The sequence below is a fragment of the Cyanobium sp. Cruz-8D1 genome, from assembly GCF_024345975.1.
GTDB lineage: Bacteria > Cyanobacteriota > Cyanobacteriia > PCC-6307 > Cyanobiaceae > Cyanobium.
Genome location: NZ_JAGQCD010000003.1, coordinates 134,244 through 152,471, shown reverse-complemented (window position 1 = coordinate 152,471; position 18,228 = coordinate 134,244). Strand labels below are relative to the sequence as shown.

Below are 18,228 nucleotides of genomic sequence, written 5' to 3'. Positions count from 1 at the left end.
GGACCTCCATGGCAGGAACCGGCAACCCCGCGCCGCGTCAGCCCCGGAACTCCGCCCAGCGCCCCATGCCGCCGGCGAGACCTTCCGGGTCGGCCCCTGTGCCGCTGCGCAAGCCCCCCCAGGTGTTGATGATCAAGAAGGAGGAGGAGGTGGCCGCCGAAGCGCCCCTCGCTCCAGTGGTGTCGAGCCCGGCCGCGCCGCCGCTGCGGCCGCCGTCGTCGCCCCCGGCGGACGAGGACCGCTTCAACATGGATGCCCTCGAGGGCCTCACCATGGCCGACCTGCTCGGCCCGGCCACCGATCGCCGTGGCGGTTCAACCTCACGCGGATCCGCCACCGCCACTGCCTCCAACGCCGGAGCTGAGGCCGCCCCTGCGACGGCCTCCCGCCAGGCCCGCACCGTGGACGACTTCGATTTCGATGAGGAGGCCTTCCTCGCCGCCCTCGATGAGAACGCTCCGATCGGCACCACCGGTGAGGTGGTCAAGGGGGTGGTGATCGGCATGGAGAGCGACGGTGTCTATGTCGACATCGGCGGCAAGGCCCCCGGTTTCATGCCCAAGAGCGAGTGCGGCCTCGGGGTGATCACCAACCTCAAGGAGCGCTTCCCCAAGGGGTTGCCGATCGAGGTGCTCGTCACCCGTGAGCAGAACGCCGATGGGATGGTGACCATCAGCGCCCGTGCCCTCGCCCTGCGCCACAGCTGGGAGAAGGTGCGCCAGCTGGAGAAGGAGGGCAAGGTGGTGCAGGTCAAGGTGAGCGGCTTCAACCGTGGTGGCGTCACCTGCGATCTCGAGGGGCTGCGCGGCTTCATCCCCCGCTCCCAGCTCAACGAGGGTGAGAATCACGAAGCCCTCGTCGGCCAGACCCTGGGGGTGGCCTTCCTGGAGGTCAACGCCGAGACCAGCAAGCTGGTGCTCTCCGAAAAGCGGGCCGCCAGTGCCGCCCGCTTCGCCACCCTGGAGGTGGGGCAGCTGGTCGAAGGCCATGTGGCCTCGATCAAGCCCTACGGCTACTTCATCGATCTGGGTGGCGTCAGCGGCCTGTTGCACCACTCCTGCATCACCGGCGGCGTCCTGCGCGACCTGCGGGAGGCCTTCCAGCAGGGGGAGGCCATCAAGGCCCTGGTCACCGCCATCGACCCCGCCCGCGGCCGCATCGCCCTCAACACCGCCTTGCTCGAAGGCCCGGCCGGGGAACTGTTGATCGCCAAGGAGACCGTGATGGCCGAGGCCGAGGACCGGGCCCACCGAGCCCGCTCGCTGCTGCGCCAGCAGGAACAGGACGCAGGATGAGTGGAGCGTTGCTGGCGCCTGGCCCTGACTGGGAACTCGACTACTACTCCAGGCCGATCCTGGAGGCCGATGGCAAGAAGCGCTGGGAACTGCTGATCTGCACCACCGCGGGTCTGCAGCCGGCACCTGAGCCCTTCCGCTGGTTCATGGCGTGCCCGGCTGCCAGCGTCAATTCCCAGTGGTTGCGCGGGGCGATCGAAGCGGCGATCCAGGACGCCGCCGAGCAGGGCTTCGGCCCGCCGCGGCGGCTGCGTTGCTGGCGCGGCTCGATGCGCGCCATGGTGCAGCGGGCCGCCGAAGGGCTTGGCCTGGAGCTGGTGCCGAGCCGGCGCTGCTATGGCCTGGTGGAGTGGCTGCGGGAGCGACAGGCCACCGTCTACCCCCAGGAGCCGGGCTACATGGCCGGTCCCCTGGCCCCCCCCCCGCAACCGATCCCGCCGGTGGCCCTGCCCCTGCCGGAGGCGGCCAGGGGCGACAGCTGGAGCTGGGCCACCCTCACTGCCGCGACGCTGGCCGAGGCCGGCGGCTGGGAGATCGCCTTCCCCGGCTTGGTGGCCCTGCCTGATGGTGTGGATCCCGCCACTCCGATCCCAGGGATCCGGCTGTTCAGCCGCCGGCGGGCCCTGGCCATCGCCGGCTGGTTGTCCGGCCTGGAGCCGGCGCGGTTGGAAGTCTGCGCCGGTCAATTGGTGCTGGAGGCTGGCCTGGAGGATCGCTGGATCCTGGCCCGCCTGCCGGAGGAGGAAGCGCAGCTGGCCAGCGTGGCCCTGGCGGAAGCCCGGGAGCGGGCCGGCGGTCTGCAGTTCATCGCCATCCAGGCGAGCGAGGAGGCTCCGGCCCTCGAAGGCTTCTGGTTGTTGCGGGATCAGCCGGATGGCTGAGGCGCTCGAGGCCCCCTTCGAGCGGCCCGATGCGGGCTTCAATGACCTGCCCGGTTGGACCTGGGTGGGCACCTACGGCGGCCATTACCTCCAGTGCGATCTGCTGGCCGGCTTCGAGCACGGCTTCTTCACCCGCCAGTGGCAGGGCCGCCAGCCAGAGGAGCTGGCTGGGGAAATCAGTGCCGGCGTTGGTGTGCATCGCACCCGCCAGGTGCATGGCGGCACCGTGCTCGCTGCCGGGGACGCCGAGCGGGCCCCCTGGCCGGAGGCCGATGGACTGCGCAGCGATCGCGGCGGCCAGAGCCTCTGGGTGTGCGGCGCCGACTGCACTCCGGTGTTGATCGTTGACCGCGCCGGCGGCCGGGTGGCGGCCTGCCACGCCGGCTGGCGTGGGGTCGCGGGCCGGATCGTGCCGGCGGCGATCGAGGCGTTGGTGGCGGACGGAGCCCGCCGGGACCAGCTGCGGGTGGCCCTCGGGCCAGCCGTGGACGGCATCCGCTACCAGGTGGAGCGCTCCGTCACCCTGCAGGTGGCCGCGGCCATGGTGGCGGGCAGCAGCGTCCCGGTGCCCGATGGCGCCCTGGTGGATCTCGAACGCTGCGGTGCCCTGCTGCTGGATCCGGCTCCCGGCAAGGATCGGCTGGACATCCGCCGGGCCACGGCGCTGCAGCTGGAGCAGGACGGTCTGGCGCCGGAGCAGATCGCCCTCTGCCCGCTTTGCACGGTGGCCGAGCCACTGTTGTTCCATTCCTGGCGCCGCGACGGGGTCAAGGCCGTGCAGTGGAGTGGGGTGGTGTCCCAGGGGGCGGCGGCGCACAGAGGCTGAGACCCACGGCTTCCGCCACCTTGATGCCGTCGATCGCCGCCGAGAGGATGCCGCCGGCATGGCCTCCCCCTTCCCCCGCCGGGAACAGCCCCGGTGTGTTCAGGCTTTCGAGCCGTATTGGATGACGCTGCAACCGCAGCGGTGAGGAGGTGCGGGTCTCCACGCCGGTGAGCAGGGCACCATCCATGGCATAGCCCGGGATGCGGCGGCCGAAAACCGGCAGCGCTTCCCGGATCGCCTCGAGCACATAGTCCGGCAGGCAGCCATCGAGGCTGCCGAAGCGGAGGCCGGGTTGGTACGACCCCTCCACCGCCCCCGGGGGCGCCTCCTGACTGGGGCGACGCGCCAGGAAATCACCGAGCCACTGGGCCGGCGCCCGGTAATCGCTGCCGCCGGCGCGGAAGGCCTGGTGCTCCCAGTGGCGCTGGAAGGCGATCCCGGCCAGGGCCTCCCCCCCCGGCTTGCCGTAGGGCGCCAGATCCTCCTGGCTCACGGGCACCACCAGACCGCTGTTGGCATTGCGTTCCTGGCGGGAATGCTGGCTCATGCCGTTGGTAACGACACAGCCTTCCTCCGAGGTGGCGCCCACCACCAGGCCGCCCGGACACATGCAGAAGCTGTAGACGCTGCGGCCGGCTGTGGCTTCCCTTTTGCAGTGGTGCACCAGCTTGTACTCCGCGGGGCCGAGCCGCGGGTGGCCGGCGGCTTCCCCCCAGCGGGCCTGGTCGACCAGGGCCTGGGGATGCTCAATTCGCACCCCGACGGCAAAGGGTTTCGGCTCCATGGCCACCTCCAACGCGTGCAGCATCAGGAAGGTGTCGCGGGCGCTGTGGCCCGGCGCCAGCACCAGATGCCGGGTGGCGACGGCCGTGCCGTCAGCTAGGCGCACACCGGCCAGCTGCCGGTCGGCCCCCTCCTCCAGCAGCAGCTCCACCACGTGCTGGCCGAAGCGGACTTCGCCGCCCAGGGCCTCGATCCGGGCCCGCAGCCCCCGCACCACCGTGGCCAGCTTGAAGGTGCCGATGTGGGGGTGGTGCAGGGTGAGGATGTCGGGGTCGGCCCCGGCCGCCACCAGCTCTTCAAGCACCTTGCGGATGTAGGCGGGCTCTTCACTCACCTGGCTGTAGAGCTTGCCGTCGGAGAAGGTGCCCGCGCCCCCTTCACCGAACTGGGCATTGGAGCCGGGATCGAAGCGGCGGCGGCCTTGCCAGAAGCCGAAGGTGTCCGCCGTGCGCTCCTTCACCACCTTGCCCCGCTCCAGCAGCAGGGGCCGCCAACCCATCTGGGCCAGCAGCAGGGCGGCGAAATAGCCGCAGGGGCCGGCGCCCACCACCACCGGTCGGAGCGCCGGGCTCGTCCCCTCGGCCCGGGCCACGGGGCGGTAGCGGCTGTCCGGGGTTGGTCGCAGGTGGGGATCGCCGGCGAAGCGGCGCAGCAGGCGGCGCCGGGCGCCGCCCTCGAGGGCGAGGTCGAGGCAGTACACCAGGGAAATGGCCCCGCGCCGGCGTGCATCGACGCTGCGTTTCACCAGCTGGTGGCTGCGCAGTTCACCGGGCGCCAGCCCCAGCCGCTGGGTGATGGCCGCCTCCAGATCGGCGGTGCTGTGATCGAGCGGCAACTTCAGCTCGCTGAGGCGCAGCACGGCCGGTGCAGGCAGGGGGCTGTTGGCGTTCTAGGGCACGACGCCGCGGAAGGTGCCATGGTGGAAGCTGATCGAGGTTGGGGCCGACGTTCTGATGGGTCTGGCTCACTGTCCCCTCTGCATGGGTCTGGCGGCGCTCTGCGTGGTGCGCTGCAGCGCCCACGGCCTGCTGCTCTGGCGCCTCTGGGCCCCACCCATGGGCGCCCCCTCAGTCCGGCTGCGTCAGGCTTCCTGCTGAGGCGGCCGCGTCCAGCTCGGCCTCCATGGCGGCGATGGCGATCCGGGTGGTGACCACCGCGTCGGGGTTGAGGCTGATCGAGTCGATCCCTTCCTCCACCAGGAAACGGGCGAAGTCGGGATAGTCGCTGGGGGCCTGGCCGCAGATGCCGATCTTGCGGCCGCAACGCCGGGCCGTGCGGATCGCCAGGCGGATCATCTCCTTGACCGTGGGATGCCGCTCGTCGAACAGGTCCGCCACCAGGGCGGAGTCCCGGTCGAGTCCCAGGGTCAGCTGGGTGAGGTCGTTGGAGCCGATCGAGAAGCCGTCGAAGCGCTCGGCGAAGGCTTCAGCACCGATCACGTTGCTGGGCAGCTCGCACATCACGTACACCTCCAGCCCGTTCTTCCCCCGCACCAGTCCTTCGGCGGCCATCACGGCCAGCACCCGGTCCCCCTCCTCGGGGGTACGGCAGAAGGGCACCATTGGGATCACGTTGCCCAGGCCCATCGACTCCCGCACCCGGCGCAGGGCCTGGCACTCCAGGCCGAAGGCGGCGCGGAAGGCCGGCGCGTAGTAGCGCGACGCCCCCCGCCAGCCGATCATCGGGTTCTCCTCCGCCGGCTCGAAGGCCGACCCGCCCAGCAGCCGGGCGTATTCGTTGCTCTTGAAGTCGGAGAAGCGCAGGATCACCGGCCGGGGATGGAAAGCGGCGGCGATCCGGGCCATGCCCTGGCTCAGCAGGTCCACGTAGTAATCGGGCGGGTCGTCGTAGCCCACGATCAGCTCGGCGATGGCGGCCCGATCGGCCGCCGCCGTCACCCGTTCGGGCTGCAGCAACGCCATCGGATGCACGCGGATGTGGTTGGCGATGATGAACTCCAGCCGGGCCAGCCCCACTCCGTCGCAGGGGATCGAGGCCAGGTTGAAGGCCTCCTCGGGATTGCCCACGTTGATCAGGATCCTGGTGCGGGTGTCCGGCAGGTCGTCGATGGCCTGCTCCTCCACCCGGAAGGGCAGGGCCCCGCGGTACACATGGCCCACATCCCCCTCGCAGCAGCTGAGGGTGACGGTGTCGCCGTCGCCGATGCGGCTGGTGCCCTCGCCCGTGCCGACGATCGCCGTCAGGCCCATCTCCCTGGCGATGATCGCCGCGTGGCAGGTGCGGCCCCCCTGGTCGGTGACCACACCGCTGGCCTTCCTCAGGATCGGCTCCCAGTCGGGGTCGGTGCGACGGGTGACCAGCAGGTCGCCGCTGCTGAACCGGGCGATCTCGCTGGGATCGTTGATCACCCGGGCCCGGCCGCTGCTCACCGAGGCACCGATGGCCCGGCCGCTGGTGATCTCCTCAGCTTGGTGCGGCTCCAGGTGCCAGCTGCGCAGCACCGCTCCGCCCCGGCGGGATTCCACCGTCTCCGGCCGGGCCTGGAGGATGAACAGCGCCCCGCTGAGGCCGTCCTTGGCCCATTCGATGTCCATCGGGGTGGGCACGCCGCGGCGCTCGCTGTAGTGGCGTTCGATCACGCAGGCCCAGCGCGCCAGGGTGAGCGCCTCGCCATCGCTGAGGGCGAAGCGCCGGCTGTCGTCCGGGGACACCGCTTCGTTGCGCACCGCCCGGCCATCGCCGCCGCTGGGGTCGGCGTAGACCATGCGCAGCGCCTTGCTGCCCAGTCGCCGGCTGAGGATCGGGGCGAAACCCCGCTCCAGGGTGGGCTTGAAGATCAGCCATTCATCCGGGTTCACGGCGCCCTGCACCACGTTTTCCCCCAGCCCGTAGGCGGCGGTCAGCAGCACGGCGTCGCGGAAACCGGTTTCGGTGTCGATGCTGAACATCACCCCGGAGCTGGCCAGGTCGGAGCGCACCATGCGCTGCACCCCGATCGAGAGGGCCACCTCCAGGTGATCGAAGCCGTGCTGCTGCCGGTAGGCGATGGCCCGATCGGTGAACAGCGACGCATAGCAGCGCCGGCAGGCCTCCAGCAGCGCCGCCTCGCCCTCGACGTGCAGGTAGGTCTCCTGCTGCCCGGCGAAGCTGGCCTCCGGCAGGTCCTCGGCCGTGGCACTGGAGCGCACCGCCACGGCGGCAGGGACACCGCTGGCGGCCATTTCGGCGGCCAGCTCCGCGTAGGCCGCCACGATCGCCGCCGCCAGGGGGGACGGCAGGACCGCCCCACCCAGCAGCTGGCGGGCCCCCTGTCCGGCCGCCTGCAGGGCCGCCAGGTCATTGGTATCGAGCCCGTCGAGCAGCGCGGTGAGGGCGGGCCTGAGCCCGTTGGCCGTGATGAACAGGCGGTAAGCGGCGGCCGTGGTGGCGAAGCCTCCCGGCACCTGGACGCCCGCAGGCCCCAGCTGCTGGATCATCTCCCCGAGGGAGGCGTTCTTACCCCCCACCTCGGCGATGGAGTCCAGGCCGACCTGTGCCAGGGGCACAACGAGCTGATCGGAGTTCCGCATCCCCATTCGCCCTGACTACACCAACTATGGGTCCGGGCCGGGTTCGGGCAGCAGCTGGGCCAGCAGACCGGCTGCCATCAGGAACCCTCCCAGGGTGAGGGCCAGGCCACGGTTGGCGGCAGCGGGGCCCTCCATCCAGGTGCCGGCGGCCAGAAAAGCTCCACCGAGCAGCAGGGTGGGCACCAGCACGATGCCCTTGGCGGTGCGGTTGAGGCTCATGGGCAGGCCTCCGCCTGCGCCAGGCCAGCGGCGATCAGGCCGGTGGCGATGTCGGCGCCACTGGAGAGCAGGCTCACCTGGGCCAGGAGCGTGCCATCCCGCTGGCCCATGGGGCGCAGATTCACCTTGGTGCGACGGGGCAGGGCCTGACGCAGCCAGGCGGTCGCCTCCGTCTCGTGGTCCGCCACCAGCTCCATGCAGGCGAGCTCCACGGCGTAGCTGCGGTTGCCATCGCCCACCTGCAGCAGGGTGCCACTACGCACCTGAAACACCTCCGCCGCCGCCGCCGCACCGGGCCAGACGAACAAGATGGCCAACAGGACCCCGAGCAGGGTCAGAGTTTGGCGCCGCAACTGGGACAGAAGAGGTGGGCGCTGGCCGTGGTGCTGCCGCAGGCGTTGCATTGGCGGATGGTATCGATGGCGAGTTCGGGATGGCTGGGCAGACCCACCATCTGGGCGTTGCTGGCTCCTGGGGGAACCATCGGGTAGCAGTTCTCGTTACGCCGGACGCGCACATCGACGAACACCGGACCGGGGTGGGCCAGGGCTTCAGCGAGGCCGGAGCGCAGCTGGGCCCGGTCGGTGATGCCGATGCCCTTGACCCCGAAGGCCTCGGCCAGGGCGGGGAAGTCGGGCATACCTCCGGTCATCTCGGAACTGGAATAGCGCTCTTCGTAGAAGCTCTCCTGCCACTGGCGCACCATGCCCTGCCAGCCGTTGTTGATGACCACCACCTTCACGGGCAGCTGGTACTGGCTGAGGGTGCCCAGTTCCTGGATGTTCATCAGGATGCTGGCGTCCCCCGCCACGCAGATCACCCGCTCGTCGGGGAAAGCCGTTTGGACGCCCATGGCGGCGGGCATGCCGAAGCCCATGGTGCCCAGGCCGGCACTGCTGATCCAGCGACGGGGTCCGTTGCGCAGGAACTGGGCCGCCCACATCTGATGCTGGCCCACATCGGTGGTGTAGAAGGCCTCAGGGGCCAGCTCCCGCAGGGCGATGACCACTTCCTGGGGGGCGATGTCCCCGGTGGGCTGGGGAATCACCAGGGGGTAGTGGTGCTTCCAGGTGTCGATGCGCTCCAGCCAGGCGTCGGTGCGCCGGTTGGAGCTTTCGCCGACCGAGGCCTGCAGCAGGGCCTCAAGGGCGAGGCGGACATCGGAGACGACCGGCACCTCGGGCACCCTGTTCTTGCCCACTTCGGCCGCATCGATGTCGATGTGAATCACCTGGGCCCGGGGGGCGAAGCTGTCCAGCCGGCCGGTGACCCGGTCATCGAAGCGCGCCCCGACGGCGATCAGCAGATCGCACTCGGTGACGGAGAAATTGGCATAGGCAGTGCCATGCATGCCCAGCATGCCCACCGCCAGAGGGTGGTTCTCGTCGAAGGCCCCCTTGCCCATCAAGGTGGTGGTGACGGGCAGACGGAACCGCTCCGCCAGCTGGTGCACTTCCGCGTGGGCGTCGGAGCCGATGGCACCGCCTCCCACATACAGGAGGGGGCGGCGGGCCTGGCGGATCAGGGCCAGGGCCGCCCGGATCGCTTCCGGCTTGGGGGCCGGCGGACGCTTGAAGCCGGAGGGCACCGCCGACCCCGGGGCCACCGGTATGTAGTCGAATTCCTCGGCACCCACATCCTTGGGCACGTCGATCAGCACCGGGCCGGGGCGGCCGCTGGCGGCGATCAGGAAGGCTTCCGCCACGATGCGTCCGATGTCGGCTGGATCGCGCACCACCCAGGAGTGTTTGACGATCGGCAGGGTGATGCCGAAGATGTCGGTTTCCTGGAAGGCATCGGTGCCGATCGCAGCCCGGGGCACCTGCCCGGTGATCACCACCATCGGCACCGAATCCATCTGGGCGGTGGCGATGCCGGTGACCAGGTTGGTGGCGCCGGGGCCGGAGGTGCCGAAGCAGACGCCCACCTTTCCAGTGGCACGGGCGTAGGCATCGGCGGCATGGGTGCCGCCCTGCTCGTGACGCACCAGGATGTGCTTCAGCCAGCCCCGGGATTCGGCCTTGTGGAGCTCGTCGTAGATGGGCAGGATCGCCCCGCCTGGATAGCCGAAGATGTGCCTGACACCGTGGCGATGCAGGGCATCCATCAGGGCATAGCCGCCGCTGACCCGCATCGGTGCCGACAGATCAGCGCCCCTCTCTGCGGCGGCTGTTGGCCCTGCGGCGGCTGTGTGCCCTGCGGCGGCTGTGGCGGGGGGAAGGGGCGTGAGCGTCACGGCGGCGGCTGGGGACTGGCGAGGGGGGAAGGGGGGCGTCAGGTTGGAAGACCGGAAGTCCCGGAGGGCATCAAGCCGGGCAACGATCTGGACACCATCAGCGGAAGACACCCAGGTTAGGTCGCTGCAGGGGGATTGGGTTGCGCTGGCGGCGGCTCTCCGCCATGGCCCGCAACACACGGGCCGGGTCCATCCAGGCGCCCCGGTGGCGCAGGCCCCAGTGCAGGTGGGGGCCGGTGGTGCTGCCCGTCAGGCCGACGTGGGCGATCACCTGGCCGGTGGCCACCCGCTGGCCCACCCGAAGCAGAACGTTGCCGCTGCGATAGAGGCCATTGCCAGCCTGCCCACTGAGGTGGCAATAAATGTGCTCGTAGCTGCCGGAGCGGATCACCAGTCCGTTGCCGCAGCCGCCGTCGACGATCACCTCACTCACCGTCCCGGTCCACCAGCTGCGGATCGGCGATCCCAGGGGGGCGGCGATGTCGATGCCGTAGTGGGGCCTGACGTCTCCGCTGAGGGGGTGGGAGCGCATGCCGAAACCGCTCGTGTATCCCGCGAAACTGGCCACCGGAAAGGCCCCCCGGCCCCAGAGGCTGGCGTTGCGGGCTTCGGCGGGCAGGCCCTGGCTGCTCAGCCCCAGGGTCGCCGCGATCAGCAGCGACCGGCCCCGCAGGCGGTGACGCCTGGGGCGATCAGAGCAGTCCGAGGGCATGAAGTGGACCCTGACCGGTGAGCAATTCCAGCAGAAAAGCGGAAAAACCGACCATGGCCAGTCGGCCGTTCCACACCTCGGAGCTGTTGTTCCAGCCCCAGGCCCACTTGTCCTGGGGGTAGAGCTTCACCTTCTTGGGCAGTTGGGCCGCCATGTCGAGGTTCACCTCCGGGCCGGCCATGGCCTCGTGCACCAGGTCGGCGAGGCCCTGGATGAAGGTGGGGTCGGTGTCGAGGGCGGGCACCCGACGGAAGTGGGTGATGCCGGCTTCGGTGGCGATCTCCCGGTACTCGATGTCGATCTCCTCAAGGGTCTCGATGTGTTCGCTGACGAAGCTGATCGGCACCACCACCAGCTCCTTGACGCCCTGCTCGCCCAGCTCCCGCAGGGCATCCTCGGTGTAGGGCTTGAGCCATTCCACCGGCCCCACCCGGCTCTGGTAGGCGAGGGTGGAGGGGTTGGCATGGCCCAGCATCTCTTCCAGTCGTTGCATGACCAGGGCGGCGCAGGCCTCGATCTCCTGCTGATACGGATCGCCCGCCTCCTCCACGTAGCTCTTGGGCACTCCGTGGGCACTGAAGAAGATGTGGGCCGACTCCGGCGTGCCGGAGGCGCGCACTTCCCGGGCGATCAGCCCGGCCATGGCGTTGATGTAGCCCGGATGGTCGTACCAGCTGCGGATGCAGCGGATCGGCAGGCGCTGGAAGGCCGGGTCGGCCTGGCGCAGCCGCTGCAGTTCGCGAAAGCTGGAGCCGCTGGTGCTGATCGAGAAATGGGGGTACAGGGGGAGAACCACCACCTCTTCCACACCGTCGGCCTTGATGTCGCCCACGGCCGATTCGGTGAAGGGATGCCAGTAGCGCATCGCCACGTAGCTGGTGGCGTCGACCCCTTCCTGGCGCAGGCGGCTCTGCAGCTCCCTGGCCTGCTGTTCGGTGATGCGGCGCAGGGGGGAACCGCCGCCGATCGAGCGATAGGCCTCCTTGGATTTGCCGCTGCGCAGGGTGCTGATCAACCAGGCCAGCGGCTTCTGCAGCGCCGGCGTGGGCAGACGGATGATCTCCGGATCGGAGAACAGGTTGTATAGGAAAGGCCCGACATCCTCGATCCGTTCCGGACCGCCGAGGTTCAGCAGCAGCACGCCGACCCTGGCCATGCCTTCGATCCGAAAGGCTGAGCGTAACGCCGCCTCCCCACCGGCGGGCGCCAGCCAGGCCACCGAACCGCACCCTGGCGGCCATGGGATGGCACGGGTAGGTTCCGGCTGAGCTCCTTGCTTGCCGCGCCATCGCCCTGGCTGCCCTGCCATTGCCAGCCGCTTCCGATCCGGGCGCCACCGCTGACGCCGACCCGGCAGCACTGGTGCGGCAGGAGAATCAGCGCCTGGCGGCCTCGGGCACCAGCCTGCGCCTGGAGATCCGCCAGCAGCGACTGGGCTTGCGCGGCCCCCTGCCTTGCCAGCAGGGCACGGCGGCGCGGCCGGTGCAGCGGATCAGCCTGGGGCTGCCGGCCACCAGCGCCGGTGTGGCCGCCGCCCTTGAGCAGCTCGAGCGGGTGCGGCAGGCGCTGGAGCAGGGCAGCTTCAGCTGGGAGCCCTGGCGCCGGCGCCCTTCCACCAAGACAGCCCAGACGTCAGTCCCGAAGGTGCCCCCCCCATCCATGCCGGAAACCATCTCTGAGGCCGGGGACCTGCGGCCGCTGCTGGCCGGTTTCGAGGCCGCCTTCTTCGCCGATCCCCGCCGCCGCCGCCGGCCCGCCGGCAGCCGCAGCACCTGGAGCGGTGCCTACCGGCCCTACCTGCGGCGTCTCGAGGCGGTGGCCGCCGGGGCCCGTGGGGCAACGGCTATGGAGGCCACCCTGCTGGAGCGGGTGCTGGAGACCTACCCCCTGGCCAGCCGCAGCCGCCAGCAGTGCGGCATCGCCCTGGGGGCTTTGGCCCGCCACCTGGAACTGCCGCTGCCGTCCGACTGGAGCGAGCGCAGTGGCGGCTACGGCCTGCACGTGGCCCGCTTCCGGGGCCTGCCCAGCGATGCCCGCATCCAGGAGCTGGTGGCGGCCATCCCCAATCCTCGCTGGCGCCTGGCCTACGGCCTGATGGCCACCTACGGCCTGCGCAACCACGAGGTTTTTTTCTGTGATCTTTCCGCCCTGGCGTCTGGAGGCGACAGGGTGCTGCGGGTGCTGCCCACCAGCAAGACCGGCGAGCATCAGGTGTGGCCGTTCCAGCCCGACTGGGTGGAGCGCTTCGGCCTGGAGAGCCTGGCCGAGGGCGACGGAAGGCTGCCCCAGGTCTGCACCGATCTGCGCCGCACCACCCTGCAGCAGGTGGGCCGGCGGGTGGCGGAGCAGTTCCGCCGCTACGGGCTGCCGATCACCCCTTACGACCTGCGCCATGCCTGGGCCGTGCGCACCATCCACATCGGTCTGCCCGACACGGTGGCCGCCCGGATGATGGGCCACTCGGTGGCGATCCACACCCGCACCTACCACCACTGGATCACGCGGCGGGACCAGCAGCAGGCGGTCGACACCGCCCTGGCACGCCTGCGGGCCTCCTGAGGCCAGGGGCCGCCCGGGGCGTTCGGGGTTCCGCCAGAGTGCGCCAAACGCAACCGGCTCCCATGACGGCGATCGCCTCCACGACCCCAGCCGCGGCAGACGGGGCGCTGGCCCTGGATCGCCAGGCCGAGGCGCTGGGCCCGGGGGGCGACCTGGCTCCCGAGGTCGACCAGGAGGCCTACCGGCGCCGCATGCAGCGCCGCCGGGAGGTGCAGCAGCAGCGGGTGGGGGAACGCAACCTGGAGAAGGGCCTGGTGCTCGTGTTCACCGGCGACGGCAAAGGCAAGACCACCGCCGCCCTGGGCCTGGTGCTGCGCACCCTGGGTCATGGCGAGAACGTGGCGGTGGTGCAGTTCATCAAGGGGGGCTGGCAGCCGGGGGAGGCCCGGGCCCTGGAGCGCTTCGGCGATGCGCTCCACTGGCATGCCCTGGGCGAGGGGTTCACCTGGGAGACCCAGGACCGGGAGCGGGACCGCCAGCTGGTGCAGAGCGCCTGGGAGCGCTCCCGCGCCTACCTCGCCGACGCCGACCGCAAGCTGGTGGTGCTCGATGAGATCAACGTGGCCCTCAAGCTGGGCTATCTCGACCCTGACCAGGTGCTGGAAGGACTCGCCCTGCGCCCGCCGCTGACCCATGTGGCCCTCACCGGCCGCGGCGCCCCGGCGGCCCTGCTGGAGCGCGCCGACCTGGTCACCGAGATGAAGGCGGTGCGCCATCCGTTCCGGGAGCAGGGGGTGAAGGCCCAGGCAGGCATCGAGTTCTGACGCTTATCCCCGGGGCGTGCCGGATCAGCCCAGGTCGGCCCGCAGCCGGGCCAGGCTGCACACCAGCACCGACAGCCCGCTGACCAGCAGGGCGCGGTGCACCTCGGGCCGGCCCCAGAAGCCGGGGCTGCCGCTGGCCCGCTCCATGGCTGAGAGCGTCAGGCGGGCCATCACATCGCTGCTGCGAGGTCCGGGCTGGTCGACGGCCATGGCGGTGCTCCTTTGGGGCAGTGAAGCGGGTGACGGAGGCGCGGGCAACCTGGTGGTGCAGCGGGAGGGTTGCTACTGTTCGGCCGATCGCACGAGTCGATGGCCTACAGGCGCGTTCTCCTCAAAATCAGCGGCGAAGCGCTGATGGGGGGCCAGGGTTATGGGATTGATCCCGCCATCGTCCAGTCGATCGCCACCGATGTGGTCGAGGTGGTGGCCGGGGGTACCCAGCTGGCGATCGTCGTCGGTGGCGGCAACATTTTTCGTGGGCTGAAGGGCTCGGCGGCGGGGATGGACCGGGCCACGGCCGATTACGTGGGCATGCTGGCGACGGTGATGAATGCCATCACGCTGCAGGACGGCCTCGAGCGCGCCGGTGTGCCCACCCGCGTCCAGAGCGCCATCTCCATGCAGGAGGTGGCCGAGCCCTACATCCGCCGCCGGGCCATCCGGCACCTGGAAAAAGGAAGGGTGGTGATCTTCGGGGCCGGCTGCGGCAACCCTTTCTTCACCACCGATACCACCGCCGCCCTGCGGGCCGCTGAGATCAACGCCGACGTGATCTTCAAGGCCACCAAGGTGGATGGCGTCTACGACAAGGACCCCGCCAAGCATGCCGATGCGGTCCGCTACGAGACCCTCACCTTCCTCGATGTGCTCAGCGGCGAGCTCGAGGTGATGGACAGCACCGCCATCGCCCTGTGCAAGGACAACGCGATCCCGATCGTGGTCTTCGACCTGTTCGGCTCGGGCAACATAGCCAGAGCGGTCGCCGGTGAGCCCATCGGCACCCGCATCGTGCCGGCGCCTCCCCGCTGACCCTCCCCCTCCCCGCCTTTCCCCTGCCATGGATCTCGAAGCCAGCATGCGCAAGTCGGTGGAAGCCACCCAGCGCACCTTCAACACCATCCGCACCGGTCGGGCCAACCCCTCCCTGCTCGACAAGCTGAGCGTCGAGTACTACGGGGCCGACACGCCCCTCAAGTCGCTGGCGACGATCTCCACCCCCGACGCCCAGACGATCCAGATCCAGCCCTTTGACCGGGGTTCCATGGCGCTGATCGAGAAGGCGATCGCCATGAGTGATCTGGGCCTGACCCCCAACAACGATGGCCGCCTGATCCGCATCAACATCCCGCCCCTCACCGAGGACCGCCGCAAGGAGTTCTGCAAGCTCGCGGCCAAGTACGCCGAGGAAGGCAAGGTGGGTCTGCGCAACCTCCGCCGCGAGGGCGTCGATCGAATCAAGAAGCTGGAGAAGGAGGGTGAGCTCTCCGAGGACCAGAGCCATGACGAGCAGGAGAAGGTCCAGAAGCTGACCGATCGCTACATCGCCGAGCTGGAGAAGAAGCTGGCGGAGAAGGAAGCCGACATCCTCAAGGTGTGAGCCAGACCGCCCATGCCGATGTGATCGTCGTGGGCGCGGGCGCCGCCGGTGGCGCGGCGGCGTTCCATCTGGCGGCCCGTGGCCGCCGGGTGATCCTGCTGGAGGCCCAGGCCCCGGGACGCTCCAAACCCTGTGGCGGTGGCATGGCGGCCTCGGTGCAGGGCTGGTTCCCCTTCGATCTGGCGCCCGCGGTGGATCAGGTGATCCGCCGGGTGCGCTTCACCTGGTGCCTGGAGGATCCGGTGACGGCGGAGCTGCCCGGGGCGGCCCCCTTCTGGATCGTGCGCCGCAGTGTGCTCGATGCCTTCCTGGCGGACCAGGCCGTTCAGGCGGGCGGCGACCTGCGCCATGGCTGCAGGGTCGAGCGGATTGAGCGCGGCGCCGATGGCCTCTGGGAGGTGTCGGGTCCTGGTCAGGGGCCGCTGCGGGCCAGGGCCGTGGTGATCGCCGATGGCTCCGCCTCCCGTTTTGCGGTGCCCCTCGGCCTGGGCCCCCCGCGTCCCCGCTTCGCGGCCACGGTTTCGGTGGAGGTGGCGGCAGATCCCGACCCCGCCGACATGGCCCGCTTCGAGTTCGGCCTGGTGCACCACGGCTTCTGCTGGGTGTTTCCACGCCAGGGGGGCTACAGCATCGGGGTGGGTACCTTCGTCGGCCAGCAGGAAGCCGACAGCGAGGCGGTGCTCTCCGCCCTGCTGCCCAGCCTGGGGTTGCCAGCGGCCGCGGGCGAGCGGCGCCACGGCCAGCTGCGGCTGTGGAATGGCCACCATGCCCTGCACGGGCCTGGCCTGGTGGCCGTTGGCGACGCGGCCTCGCTCTGTGATCCCTTCCTGGCCGAGGGGCTACGCCCGTCCCTGCTGAGTGGCTGCGAAGCGGCGGCGGCCCTCGACCTGTGGCTGGATGGGGATGGCCTGGCCCTGGAGCACTACAGCCTGCGCATGCGCGAGGCCTGGGGCGATTCGATGGCCTGGGGCAAACGCATCGCCCAGGTGTTCTACCGGGTGCCCCGGGTGGGCTACCAGCTCGGCATCAAGCGGCCCACCGCTCCCCAGCGCATCGCCCAGATCCTCTCCGGCGAGATGGGCTACGGGGAGATCGCCCAGCGGGTGATCCGGCGGCTGCTGTTCCAGCGGGGCTGAGGACACCCTCCAGCCCTACTCCGGGTATATGTCCAGCCCTAGTTGCGCGTCACTCCCTTGAGGTCTCGCAGGCGCTGGTCGATGGAGCCCAGCAACTCGAGGGCGAACATGGGCGCCTCCTGGACGGCGAACAGGAACTTCTCACGGTTCATCACCAGCAGCTTGCAGGCGTTGAGCGCCGTGGCTTTGCCGTAGCGGCGGTGTTCCGCTGTGACCAGGGCGCCAGCTCCGAAAACGTCACCGGCCTGGATGTCCTCGTGACCGGCATCGGCGTTCCAGCTCAGGCGCACCGTTCCCTCCAGCAGACCGAACATGGAGTCACCGGGTTCGCCGGCCTGGAAGATGATCGATCCGGCCTCGACGTCCCTCACTTCACCTTTGGCGGCGAGGGCGCGCATGGTGTCGAGGGCATGGACGGTGTGGGCCATTCGTCAGTGGAAAGGGGGGCCCATCCTTGCCCATCAAGGTGAACATCCGATCAAGGAATGGGGCGGAGATCGGAGGTTCAGCGGCTGATGGCCAGCGGAGCTCCCAGGCCGCCGCGCACATCTTCCGGCGCCAGGCGGCCGTCGTTGTCGGTGTCGAGGGCATCGAAGACGGCATCGCTGCCGAGCCATTCCTCGCGGGTGATGCAGCCATCACCGTCGAGATCGTTGAGCAGGAAAATCTCGTGCACCGCGTGGGTGAAGGCGGCTCCGCCCTCGATCACCGCCAGGCGATGGGCCAGCTGGCCTTCCAGGGTCTCGATGGCCTTGGAGAAGCCCCGGATGCCCTCATCGAGCTTCTCGCTGGCCATGGGGTCAGCTTCCATCATGCTGCGGAAGGCGGCCTCGTCGACGTGAATCTTGGCCTCGCTGGCGCCCGGATGGGCGGCGTCGAGACGCCGTTCCAGGTGGTCCTCGCTCTGGCGCAGCTGGTCCATCAGGCCCGGGGAGATCGTCAGCAGGTCGCAGCCCGCCAGTTCAATGATCTCGTCGAGGTTGCGGAAGCTGGCGCCCATCACCTCGGTGCCGTAGCCGTAGGTCTTGAAGTAGTTGAAGATCCGCGTGACCGAGAGCACGCCGGGATCCTCCGCCCCGGGATAGCTGTCGCGACCGGTGGATTTCTTGTACCAGTCGAGGATGCGCCCCACGAAGGGGGAGATCAAGGTGATGCCCGCCTCGGCACAAGCCACGGCCTGGGAGAAGCCGAACAGCAGGGTGAGGTTGCAGTGGATCCCTTCACGCTCGAGCACCTCAGCCGCCTTGATGCCCTCCCAGGTGGAGGCGATCTTGATCAGCACGCGGTCAGGGCCGATGCCGGCCTGGGCGTAGAGGCCGATCAGCTTGCGGGCCTTGGTGATCGTGGCCTCGGTGTCATAGCTGAGGCGGGCATCCACCTCCGTGGAGACCCGGCCCGGAACGATCTTGAGGATCTCCTTGCCGAAGGTGACGCTGATCTCATCGATGGCCTCCCGCACCACGTCCTCGGCCGGGGCCTCCCTGCCGATCACCTCACGGGATTCGCGCAGGGAGCGGTCGATCAGCTCCTGGTAGGCCGGAATCTGGGCGGCGGCCAGGATCAGGGACGGGTTGGTGGTGGCATCCCGCGGCGTGAACTGGCGGATCGCCTCAATGTCGCCGGTGTCGGCCACGACCACGGTCATGGCGGCCAGTTGTTCGAGAAGGTTGGCCATCGTGGAACGGTGTCG

Annotated in this window: 19 protein-coding genes; 9 read left to right on the top strand and 10 right to left on the bottom strand. The window is 69.9% G+C overall.

From position 1 onward, the window contains the following. The first annotated feature begins 8 nt into the window (after nucleotides 1–8). From KBZ33_RS03495 to pgeF, 3 genes are read left to right on the top strand one after another with little or no spacing between them, the layout of a single operon-like run. The gene (locus KBZ33_RS03495; RefSeq protein WP_254950335.1) at nucleotides 9–1,295 is read left to right on the top strand and encodes a S1 RNA-binding domain-containing protein; all 1,287 of its coding nucleotides are present in this window, start codon (nucleotides 9–11) and stop codon (nucleotides 1,293–1,295) included. Beyond that, nucleotides 1,292–2,176, top strand: coding sequence for a Tab2/Atab2 family RNA-binding protein (locus tag KBZ33_RS03490; RefSeq protein ID WP_254950337.1), 885 nt, complete (start codon nucleotides 1,292–1,294; stop codon nucleotides 2,174–2,176). The genes KBZ33_RS03495 and KBZ33_RS03490 overlap by 4 nt, the downstream gene beginning before the upstream one ends. Then, nucleotides 2,169–3,002, top strand: coding sequence for a peptidoglycan editing factor PgeF (pgeF, locus tag KBZ33_RS03485; protein WP_254950339.1), 834 nt, complete (start codon nucleotides 2,169–2,171; stop codon nucleotides 3,000–3,002). The genes KBZ33_RS03490 and pgeF overlap by 8 nt, the downstream gene beginning before the upstream one ends. Here the strand turns inward: pgeF and KBZ33_RS03480 are convergent. Beyond that, nucleotides 2,944–4,644, bottom strand: coding sequence for an NAD(P)/FAD-dependent oxidoreductase (locus KBZ33_RS03480; protein WP_254950341.1), 1,701 nt, complete (start codon nucleotides 4,642–4,644; stop codon nucleotides 2,944–2,946). The genes pgeF and KBZ33_RS03480 overlap by 59 nt on opposite strands. Nucleotides 4,645–4,738: 94 nt before the next feature. Between KBZ33_RS03480 and KBZ33_RS03475 the strand changes: the two genes are divergently transcribed. Then, a complete protein-coding gene (locus KBZ33_RS03475) occupies nucleotides 4,739–4,882 on the top strand; it encodes a hypothetical protein (protein ID WP_254950343.1) in 144 nt (47 codons plus the stop codon). Here the strand turns inward: KBZ33_RS03475 and ppsA are convergent. The 6 genes from ppsA to hemH all read right to left on the bottom strand — a co-directional run bounded on the left by ppsA (nucleotide 4,853) and on the right by hemH (nucleotide 11,638). Continuing rightward, nucleotides 4,853–7,315 carry a phosphoenolpyruvate synthase gene (gene ppsA, locus KBZ33_RS03470; protein ID WP_254950345.1) on the bottom strand — a complete coding sequence of 821 codons (2,463 nt, stop codon included), beginning with the start codon at nucleotides 7,313–7,315 and terminating at the stop codon, nucleotides 4,853–4,855. The two genes, KBZ33_RS03475 and ppsA, sit on opposite strands and share 30 nt — an antisense overlap. A 24-nt stretch (nucleotides 7,316–7,339) precedes the next feature. Beyond that, nucleotides 7,340–7,534, bottom strand: coding sequence for a GIVxVP protein (locus KBZ33_RS03465; protein WP_254950347.1), 195 nt, complete (start codon nucleotides 7,532–7,534; stop codon nucleotides 7,340–7,342). After that, nucleotides 7,531–7,851: a hypothetical protein gene (locus KBZ33_RS03460; RefSeq protein ID WP_254950348.1), complete on the bottom strand. Its 321-nt coding sequence runs from the start codon at nucleotides 7,849–7,851 to the stop codon at nucleotides 7,531–7,533. Before KBZ33_RS03460 ends, KBZ33_RS03465 begins: the two co-directional genes overlap by 4 nt. 17 nt (nucleotides 7,852–7,868) lie before the next feature. Then, a complete protein-coding gene (gene ilvB, locus KBZ33_RS03455; protein WP_254950622.1) occupies nucleotides 7,869–9,668 on the bottom strand; it encodes a biosynthetic-type acetolactate synthase large subunit in 1,800 nt (599 codons plus the stop codon). A 199-nt stretch (nucleotides 9,669–9,867) separates the two neighbouring features. After that, nucleotides 9,868–10,482, bottom strand: coding sequence for a M23 family metallopeptidase (locus KBZ33_RS03450; RefSeq protein WP_254950349.1), 615 nt, complete (start codon nucleotides 10,480–10,482; stop codon nucleotides 9,868–9,870). Then, nucleotides 10,463–11,638 carry a ferrochelatase gene (hemH, locus tag KBZ33_RS03445; protein ID WP_254950350.1) on the bottom strand — a complete coding sequence of 392 codons (1,176 nt, stop codon included), beginning with the start codon at nucleotides 11,636–11,638 and terminating at the stop codon, nucleotides 10,463–10,465. Before hemH ends, KBZ33_RS03450 begins: the two co-directional genes overlap by 20 nt. Nucleotides 11,639–11,841: 203 nt before the next feature. Between hemH and KBZ33_RS03440 the strand changes: the two genes are divergently transcribed. After that, complete coding sequence (locus tag KBZ33_RS03440; RefSeq protein ID WP_261362214.1) at nucleotides 11,842–13,041, top strand: site-specific integrase; 1,200 nt, start codon at nucleotides 11,842–11,844, stop codon at nucleotides 13,039–13,041. A 62-nt stretch (nucleotides 13,042–13,103) separates the two neighbouring features. Continuing rightward, nucleotides 13,104–13,805 carry a cob(I)yrinic acid a,c-diamide adenosyltransferase gene (cobO, locus tag KBZ33_RS03435; protein WP_254950352.1) on the top strand — a complete coding sequence of 234 codons (702 nt, stop codon included), beginning with the start codon at nucleotides 13,104–13,106 and terminating at the stop codon, nucleotides 13,803–13,805. A gap of 24 nt (nucleotides 13,806–13,829) precedes the next feature. Here the strand turns inward: cobO and KBZ33_RS03430 are convergent, their stop codons facing one another. Beyond that, nucleotides 13,830–14,015 carry a hypothetical protein gene (locus tag KBZ33_RS03430; protein WP_254950354.1) on the bottom strand — a complete coding sequence of 62 codons (186 nt, stop codon included), beginning with the start codon at nucleotides 14,013–14,015 and terminating at the stop codon, nucleotides 13,830–13,832. Between the two features lie 99 nt (nucleotides 14,016–14,114). Here KBZ33_RS03430 and pyrH point away from each other — a divergent pair, with 99 nt between their 5' ends. The 3 genes from pyrH to KBZ33_RS03415 are packed head-to-tail and all read left to right on the top strand — an operon-like array spanning nucleotide 14,115 to nucleotide 16,538. Next, nucleotides 14,115–14,834, top strand: coding sequence for a UMP kinase (gene pyrH / locus KBZ33_RS03425; RefSeq protein WP_254950356.1), 720 nt, complete (start codon nucleotides 14,115–14,117; stop codon nucleotides 14,832–14,834). 28 nt (nucleotides 14,835–14,862) lie between these two features. Beyond that, nucleotides 14,863–15,402, top strand: a complete 540-nt coding sequence (gene frr / locus KBZ33_RS03420; RefSeq protein ID WP_254950357.1) for a ribosome recycling factor — start codon at nucleotides 14,863–14,865, stop codon at nucleotides 15,400–15,402. Further along, nucleotides 15,399–16,538 (top strand): NAD(P)/FAD-dependent oxidoreductase, encoded by a 1,140-nt coding sequence (locus KBZ33_RS03415; protein ID WP_254950360.1) that lies wholly within the window; start codon nucleotides 15,399–15,401, stop codon nucleotides 16,536–16,538. The genes frr and KBZ33_RS03415 overlap by 4 nt, the downstream gene beginning before the upstream one ends. Nucleotides 16,539–16,576: 38 nt before the next feature. Here the strand turns inward: KBZ33_RS03415 and KBZ33_RS03410 are convergent, their stop codons facing one another. Continuing rightward, the gene (locus tag KBZ33_RS03410; protein ID WP_254950362.1) at nucleotides 16,577–16,966 is read right to left on the bottom strand and encodes a Crp/Fnr family transcriptional regulator; all 390 of its coding nucleotides are present in this window, start codon (nucleotides 16,964–16,966) and stop codon (nucleotides 16,577–16,579) included. 77 nt (nucleotides 16,967–17,043) lie between these two features. Then, a complete protein-coding gene (locus KBZ33_RS03405; RefSeq protein ID WP_254950364.1) occupies nucleotides 17,044–18,213 on the bottom strand; it encodes a transaldolase in 1,170 nt (389 codons plus the stop codon). Nucleotides 18,214–18,228 lie beyond the last annotated feature (15 nt).

Coding starts and splice junctions, on each gene's coding strand:
- pgeF (WP_254950339.1), top strand. CDS start 2,169: ATGGCTGAGGCGCTCGAGGCCCCCTTCGAGCGGCCCGATGCGGGCTTC.
- ppsA (WP_254950345.1), bottom strand. CDS start 7,315: ATGCGGAACTCCGATCAGCTCGTTGTGCCCCTGGCACAGGTCGGCCTG.
- hemH (WP_254950350.1), bottom strand. CDS start 11,638: ATGGCCAGGGTCGGCGTGCTGCTGCTGAACCTCGGCGGTCCGGAACGG.
- KBZ33_RS03475 (WP_254950343.1), top strand. CDS start 4,739: ATGGGTCTGGCTCACTGTCCCCTCTGCATGGGTCTGGCGGCGCTCTGC.
- KBZ33_RS03430 (WP_254950354.1), bottom strand. CDS start 14,015: ATGGCCGTCGACCAGCCCGGACCTCGCAGCAGCGATGTGATGGCCCGC.
- KBZ33_RS03410 (WP_254950362.1), bottom strand. CDS start 16,966: ATGGCCCACACCGTCCATGCCCTCGACACCATGCGCGCCCTCGCCGCC.
- KBZ33_RS03495 (WP_254950335.1), top strand. CDS start 9: ATGGCAGGAACCGGCAACCCCGCGCCGCGTCAGCCCCGGAACTCCGCC.
- KBZ33_RS03465 (WP_254950347.1), bottom strand. CDS start 7,534: ATGAGCCTCAACCGCACCGCCAAGGGCATCGTGCTGGTGCCCACCCTG.
- frr (WP_254950357.1), top strand. CDS start 14,863: ATGGATCTCGAAGCCAGCATGCGCAAGTCGGTGGAAGCCACCCAGCGC.
- pyrH (WP_254950356.1), top strand. CDS start 14,115: ATGGCCTACAGGCGCGTTCTCCTCAAAATCAGCGGCGAAGCGCTGATG.
- ilvB (WP_254950622.1), bottom strand. CDS start 9,668: ATGCGGGTCAGCGGCGGCTATGCCCTGATGGATGCCCTGCATCGCCAC.
- KBZ33_RS03450 (WP_254950349.1), bottom strand. CDS start 10,482: ATGCCCTCGGACTGCTCTGATCGCCCCAGGCGTCACCGCCTGCGGGGC.
- KBZ33_RS03490 (WP_254950337.1), top strand. CDS start 1,292: ATGAGTGGAGCGTTGCTGGCGCCTGGCCCTGACTGGGAACTCGACTAC.
- cobO (WP_254950352.1), top strand. CDS start 13,104: ATGACGGCGATCGCCTCCACGACCCCAGCCGCGGCAGACGGGGCGCTG.
- KBZ33_RS03405 (WP_254950364.1), bottom strand. CDS start 18,213: ATGGCCAACCTTCTCGAACAACTGGCCGCCATGACCGTGGTCGTGGCC.